Annotated in this window: 15 protein-coding genes; 12 read left to right on the forward strand and 3 right to left on the reverse strand. The window is 59.4% G+C overall.

Annotated features, from left to right (window positions below):
- Window positions 1-49: 49 nt before the first annotated feature.
- On the forward strand, window positions 50-1,225 hold the full coding sequence (locus HMPREF2878_RS10020; RefSeq protein ID WP_070429289.1) for a UDP-N-acetylmuramate dehydrogenase: 1,176 nt from the start codon (window positions 50-52) through the stop codon (window positions 1,223-1,225).
- A gap of 302 nt (window positions 1,226-1,527) precedes the next feature.
- On the opposite strand, the gene HMPREF2878_RS10025 is transcribed toward HMPREF2878_RS10020, so the two are convergent.
- A complete protein-coding gene (locus HMPREF2878_RS10025) occupies window positions 1,528-3,363 on the reverse strand; it encodes a long-chain-fatty-acid--CoA ligase (protein WP_083310847.1) in 1,836 nt (611 codons plus the stop codon).
- Window positions 3,364-3,621: 258 nt separating this feature from the next.
- Here HMPREF2878_RS10025 and mshA point away from each other — a divergent pair, with 258 nt between their 5' ends.
- From mshA to HMPREF2878_RS10050, 5 genes are all read left to right on the forward strand, one after another.
- The gene (mshA, locus tag HMPREF2878_RS10030; RefSeq protein WP_193388701.1) at window positions 3,622-4,884 is read left to right on the forward strand and encodes a D-inositol-3-phosphate glycosyltransferase; all 1,263 of its coding nucleotides are present in this window, start codon (window positions 3,622-3,624) and stop codon (window positions 4,882-4,884) included.
- Window positions 4,885-4,943: 59 nt separating this feature from the next.
- On the forward strand, window positions 4,944-5,429 hold the full coding sequence (locus HMPREF2878_RS10035; RefSeq protein ID WP_048732346.1) for a type III secretion system chaperone family protein: 486 nt from the start codon (window positions 4,944-4,946) through the stop codon (window positions 5,427-5,429).
- A 71-nt stretch (window positions 5,430-5,500) separates the two neighbouring features.
- On the forward strand, window positions 5,501-6,247 hold the full coding sequence (locus HMPREF2878_RS10040; RefSeq protein WP_016421977.1) for a phosphoglyceromutase: 747 nt from the start codon (window positions 5,501-5,503) through the stop codon (window positions 6,245-6,247).
- A 130-nt stretch (window positions 6,248-6,377) separates the two neighbouring features.
- Window positions 6,378-7,685 carry a sensor histidine kinase gene (locus tag HMPREF2878_RS10045; protein ID WP_016421978.1) on the forward strand — a complete coding sequence of 436 codons (1,308 nt, stop codon included), beginning with the start codon at window positions 6,378-6,380 and terminating at the stop codon, window positions 7,683-7,685.
- Between the two features lie 3 nt (window positions 7,686-7,688).
- A complete protein-coding gene (locus HMPREF2878_RS10050; protein ID WP_016421979.1) occupies window positions 7,689-8,384 on the forward strand; it encodes a response regulator transcription factor in 696 nt (231 codons plus the stop codon).
- 51 nt (window positions 8,385-8,435) lie between these two features.
- Here the strand turns inward: HMPREF2878_RS10050 and HMPREF2878_RS10055 are convergent, their stop codons facing one another.
- Window positions 8,436-9,368 (reverse strand): DUF3109 family protein, encoded by a 933-nt coding sequence (locus HMPREF2878_RS10055; RefSeq protein ID WP_016421980.1) that lies wholly within the window; start codon window positions 9,366-9,368, stop codon window positions 8,436-8,438.
- A 34-nt stretch (window positions 9,369-9,402) separates the two neighbouring features.
- Here HMPREF2878_RS10055 and HMPREF2878_RS10060 point away from each other — a divergent pair, with 34 nt between their 5' ends.
- From HMPREF2878_RS10060 to HMPREF2878_RS11055, 5 genes are all read left to right on the forward strand, one after another.
- Complete coding sequence (locus HMPREF2878_RS10060) at window positions 9,403-10,341, forward strand: Ppx/GppA family phosphatase (protein WP_161798518.1); 939 nt, start codon at window positions 9,403-9,405, stop codon at window positions 10,339-10,341.
- 1 nt (window position 10,342) lies between these two features.
- Entirely contained in the window at window positions 10,343-11,746 is a 1,404-nt protein-coding gene (locus HMPREF2878_RS10065) for a hypothetical protein (protein WP_016421982.1), read from the forward strand.
- A 102-nt stretch (window positions 11,747-11,848) separates the two neighbouring features.
- On the forward strand, window positions 11,849-12,658 hold the full coding sequence (proC, locus tag HMPREF2878_RS10070) for a pyrroline-5-carboxylate reductase (RefSeq protein WP_016421983.1): 810 nt from the start codon (window positions 11,849-11,851) through the stop codon (window positions 12,656-12,658).
- A 263-nt stretch (window positions 12,659-12,921) separates the two neighbouring features.
- Entirely contained in the window at window positions 12,922-13,113 is a 192-nt protein-coding gene (locus HMPREF2878_RS10075; protein WP_005509751.1) for a helix-turn-helix domain-containing protein, read from the forward strand.
- A 242-nt stretch (window positions 13,114-13,355) separates the two neighbouring features.
- Window positions 13,356-13,457 carry a 30S ribosomal protein bS22 gene (locus tag HMPREF2878_RS11055; RefSeq protein ID WP_003855542.1) on the forward strand — a complete coding sequence of 34 codons (102 nt, stop codon included), beginning with the start codon at window positions 13,356-13,358 and terminating at the stop codon, window positions 13,455-13,457.
- 238 nt (window positions 13,458-13,695) lie between these two features.
- Here HMPREF2878_RS11055 and HMPREF2878_RS10080 read toward each other — a convergent pair whose 3' ends face one another.
- Complete coding sequence (locus HMPREF2878_RS10080) at window positions 13,696-14,820, reverse strand: HAD family hydrolase (RefSeq protein ID WP_016421984.1); 1,125 nt, start codon at window positions 14,818-14,820, stop codon at window positions 13,696-13,698.
- Window positions 14,821-14,984: 164 nt separating this feature from the next.
- Between HMPREF2878_RS10080 and HMPREF2878_RS10085 the strand changes: the two genes are divergently transcribed.
- Window positions 14,985-15,227 carry a glutaredoxin family protein gene (locus HMPREF2878_RS10085; protein WP_016421985.1) on the forward strand — a complete coding sequence of 81 codons (243 nt, stop codon included), beginning with the start codon at window positions 14,985-14,987 and terminating at the stop codon, window positions 15,225-15,227.
- Window positions 15,228-15,357 lie beyond the last annotated feature (130 nt).

The following is a 15,357-nucleotide window of genomic DNA, read 5'->3' on the forward strand; positions in this document are numbered from 1 at the left end:
CGTGGAAAATCTCGACCAATCGCCGAACCCAATTCACCTGACCTCCGACATGGAAGAAGCCATCGATGGGCTTGCGGGGCTAGAGGGGGTGGAGCTCAGCACGCATACCGCTTTCGCGGATTTGACGACGCTCCGCCTTGGCGGGGTGCCACGCGCGGTCGTGCGGTGCAACACGACGGACGCTGTGGTCGATGTTGTACGCACGCTTGACGACGCTAACGTGCCCCTCCTCATCGTGGGAGGCGGATCCAACCTGGTGGTGGCCGATGAACTCGAGCCGCTGGTGGCTGTGGTGATCGAGGCCGACAACGTGACCATGAGCACTCGCGGACACGGGCTGGAGTCCGTGTCGGCAATCGTGGAGGCCGAGGCCGGTGCGGTCTGGGACGAGGTCGTGGAGATGAGTGTCGACGCAGGTTTTGGCGGCCTTGAATGCCTGTCGGGTATTCCGGGATCGGCCGGAGCCACTCCGGTGCAGAACGTTGGCGCCTACGGTGCTGAGGTGTCGCAGGTCCTGGACTCGGTGCAGCTTTACGATCGCGCAACCGGCTCGGTCGAGTGGGTGGAACCGGAGTCTCTCGACCTTTCCTACCGCTACTCGAACCTGAAGTTCACCGCACGGGCAGTGGTGCTGGCCGTGCGGTTCGAGCTCAGTGTGGATGGCATGTCCGCGCCACTTCGCTATGGCGAACTGGCGCGGCGCCTGGGCGTCGACGAGGCCGAGGCTGCGGCTGGCGAGATTCGCAGGCCGGCTGAGTTGGTGCGCGAAAAGGTGCTTGAGCTGCGCCGGGGCAAGGGCATGGTGCTCGAAGATGCTGACCGCGATACCTGGTCGGCGGGTTCTTTCTTTACCAACCCGATCATTCCGGAGAACTCGGTGGAGGCCGTGCGTGCAAAGGTTGCCGCGCTGCGTGGGGCCGATGAGGCCGCGAATATGCCCGCATTCCCCGCTGGCCCCGGCCACGAGGGAGCCGTGAAGCTCTCGGCGGCGTGGCTTATCGAGCGCGCCGGGTTCCCCAAGGGCTACCCCGGTGACGGTGCGCCCGCGCGACTGTCGACTAAGCACACTCTTGCCCTGACCAACCGCGGGGAGTCCGGCGATGGTACGCCTACGACCGCCGCCGACTTGGTGGCTTTAGCGCGCGATGTGCGCGCTGGTGTGGAAAAGGCCTTCGGCGTGACCCTGGTGCCCGAGCCGGTGTGGGTCGGCGTGAGCATCGACTAGGCCCGCGGCGGGTGGCTGATGGCCAGTGGGGGGCGGACTGGAGAGGCTGGCGGGACTGCTGGGGCTGACCGGGGCGCTGGGGCTGATAGAACCGCCGGGTAGTCCTCAGTTTGCGCTCCCGGGCCTTCTCCCAATGGCGGGGATAGAGAAAGTGACTAGGTTTATGACATGTGAATAGTATTCACCCTCAGTTTTTTGTCATAAACCTAGTCACTAAGTCTGGGGGGGAGCCGGGGTCCGCCTTAAAGGGATAGGAGCCCGCTCTACTCAGGCCCCTATCCCAACTACAAAACCACCGTGACCTAATGGTGCTTGCGGTGGGAAAGCGAATCGACGCTCTGGCCCTTCTGCTCCAGCTGCGTGAGCAGCACGTCGCGGACATCGCGGCGGCGGACCTTGCCCATCTGGTCGCGAGGTAGTTCCTCCAGGTGGAAGAATGCGCGCGGCACCTTGTACCGGGTCAGGTTGTCGTAGCAGTGGTCGCGGTAGGCGTCAGAATCCAGTCGGGCGTAGTCAGCAAGGGTAATGGCGGCCACGACCATCTCGGAGCCGTCACTCTTCGGCAGGCCGACGACCGTGGCATCGGTGATGTCCGGGTGGGAGAGCAGTACTTCCTCGACTTCGGCCGGGTAGACATTGAAGCCACCTGTGATGATGACCTCCTTGATGCGGGCAACCAGCTTGATGAAGCCGTCCGACTCCATGACTCCGACATCGCCGGTGCGGTACCAACGATCGCCAGCGGGAAGCTCAGCAGGCCCATCGGTGAAGGACTTCTCCGTTGCCTCCGGGAGGTTGAGATAACCGGCGAAAACCTGTGGGCCTCGGACGATGACCTCGCCCTCCTCGCCGTCAGCGCGGAGCTTGGTGGGATCTTCGGGGTCAACGATGGCGACCTCGGTGTCCGGGAATGGCAGGCCAACGTAGCCGGGGCGGCGGTTACCGTCCATCGGGTTGCCGACGATGATCGGTGACGTTTCGGTGAGGCCGTAGCCCTCGACAAGGCGCCCGCCAGTGAGTTTCTCCCACTTCTGCACAAGGGAAACCGGCAGGGTAGCAGCACCGCAGAAGGCGAACTTCACGCCGGAGAGGTCGACATTATCGCGCTCGGCGGCTTCGACAATCTTCTCGTAGAGAGTCGGCACACCAGGCACCCATGTCGGGCGATTGTTCTTCATCACCTTCATAATCAGCGGAATCTCCGGTGCCGGCACCAGCACCAGTTCAGCGCCAATCAGCATGGACAAGTTGGTGACAATGGTCAGGCCGTAGGCATGGAACATTGGCAGGATGCCGAGGGAGATTTCCCGCTCCTTGCCAAGGCCCGGCACCCAGGCCTTGCCCTGCAGAATGTTGGCGACCAGCCCGCGGTGGCTCAGCTGCGCGCCCTTTGGCGAGCCCGTGGTGCCAGAGGTGTACATCATCACTGCAGTGTCATCGGCAATGATGGATTCATCGGCCTGGAGGTCGTGGCCGTCTCCGCCGACGGCGTCGTGAAGCAAAGCATCAAAACCCATGACCTGCGGTGCGGAGGAATGCAGCTTAGCGCGGGCGGCGCGGAGTTTCGGCAGCGGGATTGACAGGGCGGTGCGCATGACAAACGGCAGATCCTGCAGCATGTTGACCGCAATGATGGTCTCGAGCGGGGTGTTGCTGCGAAGGTCTTCAAGTACGGGGACGATCTTGTCCCAGCAGATGGCAAAGCGGGCACCGTGGTCGTTGAACGGATGGCGCAGCTCGTGGGCGGTGTAGAGGGGGTTGTGCTCTACGGCAACAGCGCCGAGATGCAGAACTGCCCAGTAGGCGATGACGTGCTGCGGGCAGTTCGGCATGAGCAGTGCCACGCGATCGCCTTTGCGTACACCGAGTGCGCGCAGGCCGGCGGCAACGCTGCGAACCTTGGCATCCAGTTCGGCATAGGAGGTAGAGCGACCGAAGAAGGTCAGTGCCTTGCGGCGCGGGTGGTTGCTCAGAGTGTGGCGGTAGACATCTAGGAGGGTGTCGAAGTTGTAGTCAATGTGAGGCGGGGTCCACTCCGGATACAGGTTCAGCCAGGCCTTGGAAATAGCAGCGTTGGGTGTCGAACCGTTAGCTGGGGCAGAGTTTTTTTCAGCGCGCGAGCTGGATGTATCGGCCATGGGGTCCTCCTAGTTTTTGTGTGTGACCTGACCACGTCGTGAGGTGATAATAACTTACGACGTAGTAGGTATCGACCCCTATTGTGCCGTACGTCGCACTGCAATGTCGGGATTTCTATACACGTATTTGAGGTACTCATTTGCGGGGTTGCCCTTGGAATAGGCACTCTGGGCAGTATGACCGAAACATTTCCGTCGGCAACGGCGGGCGCAGACGCCGCCACCTCTAACACGCCGGCATGGCCGAACCGCATCGCGATGATCTCCATGCATACCTCTCCGCTGGAGCAACCGGGCATCGGTGACGCTGGTGGCATGAATGTCTACGTGCTGCGCACCTGCGAGGAGCTGGCGCGACGCGGTGTGAAGGTGGATGTTTTCACCCGCGCCACGCGTTCCAGCGATGGGCCGGTGATTCAGGTCAGTGAGAACTTCCGCGTCATCAACATTGTGGCTGGTCCCTATGAGGGGTTAGAGAAGTCAGACCTGGCTACGCAGATGCCGGCCTTTGCCGGTGGGGTCATTGAATTCGCCCGCAAACAGGGGATTGAATACGACCTGATCCATTCGCACTACTGGCTCTCTGGCCAGGTGGGGTGGCTGCTGTCGGATTTGCTTGACATTCCGTTTGTGCACACGGCGCACACGCTGGCGGCAGTGAAGAATCTCCATCTGGCGGAGGGAGATACGCCGGAGCCGGAGTCTCGGCGTATCTGTGAGCAGCAGATTGTGGACAATGCGTGCCGGCTCATCGTCAACACAGATGCCGAGGCTAAGCAGCTCGCGGATCTCCACGATGCCGACCCGTGGCGCATCAATGTCGTGCCGCCCGGGGTGGACGTGGAGCTCTTTTCGCCGGGCAGTGATCGTGCCACCGAGCGGTCCCGTCGTGAGCTGGGCATCCCGTTGCACACTAAGGTCATTTTGTTCGTCGGTAGGCTGCAGCGGCTGAAAGGCCCGCAGGTATTGCTGCGGGGTGTCGGTGAGCTCATGCGTCGCCATCCCGCCACTAATGTCCGAGTGATTATCTGCGGTGGACTTTCCGGTTCTGGGCTGCATGCGCCCGACGAATTCACCAATCTCGCCGCGGAAGAGGGGATCGACCACCTGGTCCGTTTCATGCCCCCGCGCCCGCCGCAGGACCTGGCGAAGCTCTACCAGGCCGCAGATATTGTCGCCGTGCCCAGTTACAACGAAACTTTCGGGTTGGTGGCGATGGAGGCTCAGGCCACCGGCACTCCCGTTGTCGCGGCGAATGTCGGCGGACTCTCCATCGCTGTCGACGACGGGGTCAGCGGTTTGCTTGTCGACGGTCACGAGTCCGCAGCCTGGGCCGATGCCCTCGGTCGCCTGGTGGAGGACGACGAGCTGCGCATTAAGTTGGCCACCCAGGCGCGTGAGCACTCCTTGGAGTTTTCCTGGCAAAAGACCGTGGATCGGTTGGTCGATGTCTATCATCGAACCGAACTCCAAAAGGAAAATTGTCCCGGCTCTATCCGGGATGCGGGCGGCTCCCGGTAGGTTTCGTTAGCTTCAGTATCGCCAGGGCCGTAACCACAAAAACAGGGAGATGATTCACGATGAGCACGGACATCCAAGTACAGCTGAAATCCCTCGGTGAGCAGCTGGAACGCCTCGGTGTCGAGCATGGTATTGCAGACAATGCCGCCGTGGTGGTCCTGCCTGGTAAGAAGAAGCTCAAGACTATCGTCGGCCTCATCCCGGCGCCGGACTCCCTGCGTGTTGAAGCCTTCGTCTGTCGCGCGGTCGAAGAAAACCACGAGGCCGTCTACAAGTGGTTGCTGCAGCGCAACCGTCGTCTGTTCGGCATCGGTTACACCATCGATGCCGCCGGCGACATCTACCTGGTCGGTCAACTGCCCGCTGAGCTTTCCGACGATGACCTCGACCGTCTCCTCGGTCAGCTGCTGGAGACGGCCGATGGGGACTTCAACCAGATCCTCGAACGCGGCTTTGCATCGGCAATTAAGCGTGAGTGGGAGTGGCGGGTTGACCGTGGGGAAAACCTGGCCAATCTGGAGCAGTTCCGCCACATGGTTGAGTAGCCGGGGGGTAGCAACCCACATAGCGGGGCAACGAACGGCGGGCTTTCCCGTTTTGGGGCACAATTAGGGGTATGAGCAATGGAAAACTGATTCTTGTCCGTCATGGCCAGAGTGAGTGGAACGCATCCAACCAGTTCACGGGCTGGGTCGACGTTGCACTGACCGACAAGGGCCGCGCTGAGGCAGTACGTGCCGGTGAGATGCTCGTAGAGGCAGGCCTGAAGCCGCAGGTTCTCTACACGTCGCTGCTGCGTCGCGCAATTAACACCGCACACATTGCCCTGGATACCGCTGACCTGTTGTGGATTCCGGTTATCCGTGACTGGCGTCTGAACGAGCGCCACTATGGTGCTCTGCAGGGTCTGAACAAGGCAGAGACCAAGGAGAAGTACGGCGAGGACCAGTTCATGTCCTGGCGTCGCTCCTACGACACTCCGCCGCCGGAGCTGTCGGATGACAGCGAGTTCTCGCAGGCTAATGACCCGCGTTACGCCAACCTGGATGAGGTTCCGCGCACGGAGTGCCTCCTGGACGTCGTGAAGCGTTTCATTCCTTACTTTGAAGAGGAAATCCTGCCGCGTCTGAAGGCCGGTGAGACTGTCATGGTGGCAGCTCACGGTAACTCCCTGCGTGCACTGGTCAAGCACCTGGACAACATCTCGGACGAGGACATTGCCGCTCTGAACATCCCGACCGGTATCCCGCTGGTTTACGACTTTGATGCTGAGGGCAAGGTTTTGAACCCGGGTGGCACCTACCTGGATCCGGAAGCTGCAGCTGCAGGTGCTGCTGCTGTTGCTGCTCAGGGCAACAAGTAAAAATGTAGGTGTTTGATAGGCCGATAAGGGGCGCAGCCAAGTGGGGCTGTGCTCCTTGGTCTATTTAGAGCTAGCTAGCGCACTGATTTTCAGCGCGCGCGGATTGTGAAAAGAGCTTAGGGTAAGACCCGTGTCAAAAATCATTATCGCCGCTCTATTAGGTGCTGCGGTTATGGCAGCTGTGCTGATTCTTGGTGGAGTTGTCTCGGGTGCCTATAACGCCGCTCGGCGTCAGAAGAGCGACGAGGAAAGTTCAATAACCACCATGGCGCAGGTCATGCACCTGGCCATTCAGAAGTCTCCGACGGGTGTGGTGGTCGTTGACATCTCACGTGATTTGATTTTGTCGAACTCCATGGCGCACAAGTTAGGGCTGGTCTATGAGCGCCGCCTCAATGACGTGGGCTGGGAAGCTGCGCTCAAGGTCTTTGACTCGCAGGAGGACCAGGAGCTAACGCTGGTGCTGCCGTCGCGCCGGGCGGGGGCGCCGGACACAATTGTCCGCTGTCAGCTAACTCCGTTGTCACTGGTGGACGACCGTTTTGTGGTGATTTATGCGGCGGATGTCTCCGAACAGGCCCGTATGGAGGCCGCGCGACGTGACTTTGTGGCTAACGTTTCCCACGAGCTCAAGACTCCGGTGGGGGCCATCAGCCTCTTGGTCGAGGCGCTGAATGAAGCTACCGACGACCCGGTTGCCGTGCGTCACTTTAGTGAGAGCCTGACGCAGGAGTCCAAGCGGATGTCGACCATGATTACGGAACTCATCTCGCTGTCGAAGCTGCAGGGGGCAGAGCCGCTGCCGGACATGTCTCCCGTGAAGGTTGAAGAGATTGTCCAAGGAGCTGTGCGTCGTAACCAGATGCTCTCGGAGCAGGCGGGTATTGAAATCACCGTTGACTGTGAGCCGGATTTGGTGGTTGAAGGTGAACGCAGCCTGCTGATCACCGCGGTGTCCAACCTGATTTCAAATGCGATCAACTACTCGCCAGAGGCCACGCCTGTATCTGTGACTGCGGTCAAGGAGGATAACGACACCGTCGCTATCCGCGTCACTGACCGCGGTATCGGCATTTCCCAGGCGAATCAGAAGCGTATCTTCGAGCGCTTCTTCCGTGCGGATAAGGCACGCTCGCGGGCGACAGGCGGTACCGGTCTGGGCTTGGCAATTGTTAAGCACGTCGCAGCGAATCACAAGGGAACCGTGAAGCTGTGGAGTCGGCTGGGCACAGGATCGACCTTCACCATTGAGCTCCCGCTGATGGAAAAGAACGGTTCCGCGTCGAATGATGGCGATGTATCTGCACGTTTGCCAATCGGCCACACCCAGCCTGCGGGTAAAATTGCGGCTAAGAAAAACGCGCAGCGCGGTACGGGCAAAACCCGTGGCAAGGATAAGGATTCCCAGAACAAGGATTCCAAGGAAGGAATGAAGTAATCCGTGACTGAGGTACTTATTGTCGAAGACGAGACGGCTTTGGCGGAGCCGCTTGCGTTTCTGCTGCAGCGCGAAGGATTCGAGGTGCGGATGGCCGCTGACGGCCAGGAAGCACTTGCAGAATTCTCCAAGGCAGAACCGGACATTGTGCTGCTGGACCTCATGCTGCCAGGTATGAGTGGCACCGAGGTCTGCAAAAACATCCGCTTAAAGTCCTCTGTCCCAGTGATTATGGTGACCGCCCGTGACACTGAGATTGACAAGGTCGTCGGCCTCGAAATTGGTGCGGATGACTATGTGACCAAGCCGTATTCCTCTCGGGAACTTATTGCCCGTATCCGGGCTGTGCTGCGCCGCGGTCGCCACGACGACTCCGACGATGTCGAGGATATCTACGAGGAGGTCTTGCGCGGCGGCCCGGTCGTGCTGGACGTCGAGCGCCATGTAGTCACCGTTGACGGCGATGATGTCGCAATGCCGCTCAAGGAATTCGACCTGCTGGAGTACTTGCTGCGCAACCGTGGTCGTGTGCTAACCCGTGGCCAGCTCATCGACCGCGTCTGGGGCTCCGACTACGTCGGCGACACCAAGACGCTGGACGTACACATCAAGCGCCTGCGCTCCAAGATCGAGCGCAATCCTTCCTCGCCGGAGTTCCTGGTCACCGTTCGCGGCTTGGGTTACAAGTTCGAGGACTAGCTCAGCAGACTGCTGCCGACAATCTCCGCCGTCGGTCTGAGAAACCCCGACTTAAACCTCGTCCGGCGCCAGCCCCTCGGCCGCTGCGCGTGTGGCCGGGTGAATCGCCAGCAGTGGGTAGCCACTCGGCCCGAAAGCCTTGGCCGCGCCCGCTATTTCTCGGGCACGGCAGTGCTCCGCCAGAATTTCGTAGCACTCTTCGCCGATGAGCTCTATTAGCTCGGACTTGTGCGTGCGCCACACCGGCTCGCCACCGGTATGTGTGGCCGGCGCGCCCGTGCAGAACCATTCAAAGTCCTCGCCGCCATCGCCCCAGGCACGACGATCGTATTCGGTAATGGTCGTGCGCAGAATCTCCTGGCCGTCCGGGCGTTCCTCCCAGTCCTCCAGTCGGCGCAGCGGCACCTGCCAACACACATCCGGCTTGACCTTTACGGGGTCAATGTCGTTGGCCATCGCCCATTGGTGGATGGCACAGCCCGCACCATTGCGCCATCCGTCACGGTTGGCAAAAATGCAGGCATTCTTCACGACCTTCGTTTTCAGAGCAGGCTCAGGCTCTCCGTTTTCGTCGTCAAGCTCGTCCCACACTAACCACGGTTCCAACGGTTCGGAGGGGTCGGTTTCGTAGGTTTCAAGCCACTTCAGAGTTTGTTCGGGGCGGTTCTGCCACCACTGGGGCTCTGCGGAGTCGCCTTCCATTCGCTTTACGACGTCAATAACCCTCTCGCGGTCTTCTTCGTCGGTGATAAAGGCGCCATGGCCACAGCATCCGACATCCGCGTTCGCGGAGTCGATGCCCTGGCAAGCGGAGGTGCCGAAAGCGCATTGATAGGAGCTCATCAACCAGGTTAGGTCGCAGGTGATGATATGTTCTGGGTCCTCCGGGTGGGCGAACTCGAACCACTCGCGGGGAAAGTCATAGGCGACTTCAGCGGGAGACGGTTGCGGTCCACGACCGGGGCGGGGGTGGGGTTGATTCACACCAATACACCGTAGACCGTCTAACCTACTAAGAGTGAGATTAGGTGTATTAGATGTAGGTAGTAATACCGTCCACTTGGTGATGGTGGACGCCCGCCGGGGCGGACATCCGACTCCGATGAGCGATTCCAAGTCGACGATGAAGCTGGTCGAGTACCTGGATAAGGACAACAACCTGTCCAAGAAGGGCATTGACAAGCTGACGGGCTACGTCGCTGAATCCAAGGAATTGGTTGAGCAGATGAAGTGCGAAGAGATGATTAGCTTCGCCACTTCAGCTGTTCGCGATGCCACGAATGCGGACGAGGTTCTCGCCCACGTTGAGAAAGAAACTGGCATTAAGCTGCAGATTCTCTCCGGTGAGGATGAGGCTCGTCTGACCTTTTTGGCAGTACGGCGCTGGTACGGCTGGTCTGCTGGTCGTCTAATCAACCTGGATATCGGTGGCGGTTCTCTTGAGCTGACGTCGGGTACTGATGAAGATCCGGAGGCCGCGTACTCGCTGCTGCTCGGTGCGGGACGGTTGACCCACGAGTGGTTCGAGACCGATCCGCCGGAGCGCAAGAAGATTGACCTGCTGCGCGATTACATTGATGCTGAGCTCGCTGAGCCAGCTCGTCATCTGCGTACGCTTGGTGAGCCGGACTTGGCTGTCGCCACCTCGAAGACTTTCCGCACTCTCGCTCGCCTGACCGGTGCGGCGCCTTCCGCTGCTGGTCCCCGGGTTAAGCGCACTCTGACTGCCGCTGGTTTGCGCCAGTTGATTGCGTTTATTTCCCGCATGACGGCGGCTGACCGTGCTGAACTTGAGGGTGTTAGTGCGAATCGTTCTCACCAAATTGTCGCAGGTGCTCTCGTTGCAGAGGCTAGTATGCGAGCATTGGGATTAGAGAAGGTCGAGATTTGTCCTTGGGCGCTGCGTGAGGGCATTATCTTCCGACGACTGGACAGTGACCTATACGGAAAGGGTTGAGATGAGCGAGGAAAAGCTCACCGTTGCCGAACTGCTGGCGCGGCGGCAGAAGGAGGGAGCCCCCTCTGAACCACCGCGGCGCCGCCGTCGACGCAGCCTTGAAGAAGGCGGTGTGTCTGTTCAGGAGCTCACCGGCTCAATCCCTCGTGTAAAGGCCGACGAACCGCGACGTGGTGCTCACGCTCTTTCCAACGCAGACGACGATCAGACGACTACGAGTGATTTGCTTGCCGACGAAGCTGCGGCCAACGCCGCCGAAGAAGCGCAGGCAACCGAACCGGAGGTAGAAGCTCCGGAGCACTCGGAGGCTGTCGCTGAGCCAGTGGTAGTTGCTGAAGGGGCGGATTCGTCGGAGCATGAGGTTCAAGCTGAGGCCGAGGCTGAAGCTGCTGATCAGGAAGAAGAGGAGTCGGAATTAGCTGAGGCTGACGCCGAAGTAGCTGACGCCGAGGTCGCTGAGGCCGAAGCTGACGAGGTTGCCGAAGTTGCTGAAGAACCGGTTGCACCGGTTGCACCGGCAGCTCCGCAGCAGGAGCAAGCCGCGCAGAGCACACCAACTGCGCAGCCAGCAGCCCCTGCGGTGCCATTGGCAATTCCGATGGAACCCCGTCCGGTCATGGTCAACTCCGAGCGTTCGGAGATTACCTACACCTTCACCGAACTGCGTGACATGGCAGACGAGTCGCAGCAGCTTGGGGAGCCGGGGCCAGTCGCTCGTGCGGTACTCACCGGTTCCAACGCTTACGACGACCGTCCGACTGCCTCCATTCCGGTTGTCCAGGACAATGTCGACGAAGAGTCCGAGGCATCCGCTGAATCGGATGACGTCGACGGTGAACAATTTGCTGAGGCTGAAGCTGCTCAGGAAACCGCTACCTTCGAGGCTGCCGACGCTGACGCCGATACCGGTGCCGCTTCCAAGGCGGCAGTGGCAGCCGCTGTCGCTCCTGAAGTTGCACAGGCAGAAGACGCACAGGCCGATATCGAGCAGGCCGAGGACGCCCCCACTGAGGCTGCACAGGTCGAGACCACACCGACCCAGGCCGCAGCTGACGAGAAGCAGGCGGAGCCCCGGGACGTCGTTAAGCGTGAAGAATCCAAGAGCTCCAAGGGCAAGGCCGTCGCGCGCGATGGCTACGCCGAGGACAATTCCCTCTCGGTGCCGTTGCTGCTAATCCAGGTCTTCGTGGGTCTGATTGCTGGTGCATTGGTGTTCCTGGGCTTCACCATGGCCTGGTCGTCGCTGCCAAAGATTGTGGTTGTCATCATGGCTCTCGTGGTCGCTGGTGGCTTCGCGGGAATGGCGAACTACCTGCGCCGTGAGAAGGACAAACTGACACCGATTCTCGCAGGACTTGTCGGTTTGGCGCTGACATTTGGCCCCTGGATTCTCTTCCAGTTGTAGTGGGGTCAACAGAATAATCATCACCTGATGCAGGGGTCGGAAGCGTAGTTTTCCGGTCCCTGCATTCGCATGTGTGGGCCAGTTTTGGCACACTTAGCGTCCATGACAAGAATTGCTGTAATTGGTGGCGGAAAGATTGGTAGCGCACTCGTCGGTGGTCTCATCGACGGTGGTGTCTCGCCCTCCTCGATTTATGTGGTGGGGCGCACCAAGGAGAGCCTGGCCGGTCTGAAGGAGACCTACGGCATTGTCGATGCCGACGACCCAGTAGGGGCCGTCGACGGTGCCGACGTGGTGTTCTTGTGCGTAAAACCGTACTTGATTATCGACATGCTCGAGCAGATTGCCGACGTGCTCGATGACTCTGAGGTCGACACCATTGTGGTGTCGATGGCGGCTGGCATCACGCTGGACAAGATGGAAAGCGTCTGTGCTGTCGGTACTCCGGTGATCCGCGTCATGCCGAATACCCCGATGCTGGTGGGCAAGGGGGTCTGTGCAGTCGCGCCGGGCCGCTTTGTCACGGAGAGCCAGACCGACGAGGTTGTCGAACTGTTGAAGAAGGTCGGCAGCGTTGAGGTTGTCGATGAGTCGCTGATGTCTGCAGTCACTGCAGTCTCGGGCTCCGGTCCGGCTTACTTCTTCCAGTTCGTCGAGGCGATGACCGACGCGGGTGTGAATCTGGGCCTCAAGCGTGATCAGGCTAAGCGTCTGGCGTCGGCTACGGCTGCTGGTGCAGCCGAGATGATGATGCAGGAAGGCGCGGACCCGACTGCGTTGCGTGCCGATGTCACCTCTCCGGGCGGTACAACCGCTGCGGCCACCCGAGTTTTCGAGGAAGAAGGCATTCGTCGCGCGGTGCATCGTGCGCTGCAGGCTTGCTATGACAAGGCCAACGAGATGGGTAAATAAGCATTTCGCCGAGTAGAGGCGGGTGTACAAGTAACCCCAATATTTGGGGCATTGGAAATGGTCAGCGGCAGTAGCTAATCCGATACGCAGGGACGATGGGTTAGTCACAACTGTCACACCATTCGCCAATGCCCCTATTTTTTATCAAAAATCGCACCGGCACCTTGCCTACCGGTAGGATATGAAAAGCACGTGCGTGTCACGATTTTCTGCAGGAGGGGAAGCCTGCAGCGCGTCGCGTGCGCTGAAGGGAATATTTACTAATGCAGAATGCAGATAAAGGCACCTTTCTGACCGTTGCAGAAGTTGCTGACATCATGCGCGTATCCAAGATGACCGTCTACCGCCTGGTTCACGCTGGCGAGCTGCCGGCAGTGCGCGTTGGCCGTTCTTTCCGCGTCCATGAGTCCGCAGTCAAGGAATACCTGGACTCCTCCTTCTACAACGCGGGTTAATTTTTTCTGCCTTTAAGCGGGGCTGTTTGACCTGAACGCATATGTCCCCGCTATGATTAATCCGATTAGTACATGGTGCTGTGCTGCGCCCCTGTTTCCTATCGTCTTCAAGTCATGAAGTATCTAGCTGTGAAGGCGGAAGGAAAAAGGGCGTGACATCTCGGCGGTTGTAAGGCCGCATTGAGTACGCCGCCATTGTGCAAGAAAAGAAATTTCCGTCAACGAATAGCGAGGTCGAGCCGATGGGTTCCGTCATTAAGAAGCGTCGCAAGCGCATGTCGAAGAAGAAGCACCGCAAGATGCTTCGCCGTACCCGCGTGCAGCGTCGTAAGCTCGGCAAGTAAGCCAGCATTCCTGCCGTTATCGCAGGAGCGCGCGTGCTGCGTCGCGTACACGTTTTAAAAGCAGAACCCGCCCGGTCTCGTTGAGATAGGGCGGGTTTTGTCGTTGGGGGCTAATCACGGGCTGCCGATTACGGGCTGCAAATGTGAAACTGTAGGAGTTTATGACACTTTCATGCCATTTTTCGAGCCATTTTTGTCATAAACGCAGTCACTAACTCTCGAGTGCGCCTAGCAGCGTTTAACTTTCCTTGTTCGCGTCCCACAGTCGCTTGCCGACGAGTCCCGCGCCCCCGACAGCTCCTGCCAGCAGTGCTCCGATCGAGAGCCACCGCATCGTGGCGAAGGTTGCGGAGCGAAAGTGGCGATAGTCGTAGATAGTCCACCCCATCTTCTGGGCGTAATTCCGCAACTTGCGGTCCGGGTTGATGGCCACGGCGGTGCCCACCATGGACAGCATGGGAATGTCGTTGGCGGAATCTGAGTATGCCGTGCAGCGAGACATGTCCAACCCGGAAGAGGCTGCCAGAGCTGCCACCGCGTGCTTCTTACCCGGGCCGTGGAGAATATCGCCTACCAGGCGGCCAGTGAACTTGCCATCTTTGACCTCGGCGACCGTGCCAAGGGCGCCGGTCAGTCCGATGTGCTTAGCGATAACCTGGGCCAGCTGCACCGGGGTGGCGGTGACCAGCCAGACCTCTTGGCCAGCCTGGATATGTAGTTCCGCCAGATCGCGGGTGCCCTGGTAAACGCGGTCGCTGATCTTTTCTTCAAAGATTTCTTCGCCGAGTTTGACCATTTCATTCACATCGTGGCCGGCGAAAAACTCCAATGCCTGTTCACGGGCCTTAGCTACGTCGGCAGCGTTTTCCGCGCCTGAGATTCGGAATTTCAGCTGCTTCCAAATCATGCCGGCCAAATCACGCTTCTTGATGAAGCCGCGCTCGACCAAACCCATGGCAAAGAGGAAGATTGATGCGCCTTGGACAAGCGTGTTGTCCACATCGAAGAAAGCGGCTGCGCCCTGATCGCGTTCGACACCTGGAATGGGCTGCGAGAGCACACGGGCACCGCCAGCGGCATCTTCGGCACCAGCTACACTGCGAAATCCCGTAGCCAGTTCTTCGCCGCCGACGTCGTAGACTTCGCCGAGAGCTTCCAGTGCATTGGCAGCCGCTGCAGCACCAGCTTCCTCCTGTGCTTCGTCATTGAGCGGAGCGAGAACTACCTGCTCGAGGAAGTTGCGGACGTTACCCTGCGAGGACGCAAGGTCACCCAGCATGTCGATGGGGAAGGGGGAGCGGTTGTCGGCACTGAACTCACTCACGGCACGAAAATCTCTTTCCACGGTGTATGCAACCGACATCCGTTATCGGAAGCTCTTGTTGAATAGTATCCGGTCTTTAGGCAAAGCTGCGCGCTGAGATTCAAGGAGCGGATGGGGCAAGGATAAGAAGAGTCACTTTTGCAGGGGAAGTGTGGGGAGGGGGACGTCGTAAAGCGAAACAGTCGACCTTTAGACTGGCCGTTATGGTGACTGTGACGGTGATGAGTAGGAAGACGTGCGGTTCGTGCGCCCGAGTGATTGCGCAGATTGAGCCGCTAGTTCGGGACCAAAATGCGCAGTTCCAGGTGGAAGACGTCGATACCGATCCGAACTTGGCCATGGAATTTGGCGATCGCGTGCCGGTGATTTTGGTCAATGATGAGGAAATCGCTTGCTGGGAAATCGATGATGATGAACTCCTGGAAGCGATAGCGGAGGCCGAATAAGTTCGGGAGACAACTCTGCCGAACTGCTAGGAGCTGCGGAGACATGGCAGAATGTGGAGTAGCGGCAAAGAAGTAGGGGAGTGCTGCGAACATCGAGGTAGAGACTAAGTAAAGTATGCCTTTGTTGTGA

Source organism: Corynebacterium sp. HMSC065H09 (genome assembly GCF_001812845.1).
In the GTDB taxonomy this organism is placed as follows: domain Bacteria; phylum Actinomycetota; class Actinomycetes; order Mycobacteriales; family Mycobacteriaceae; genus Corynebacterium; species Corynebacterium jeikeium_D.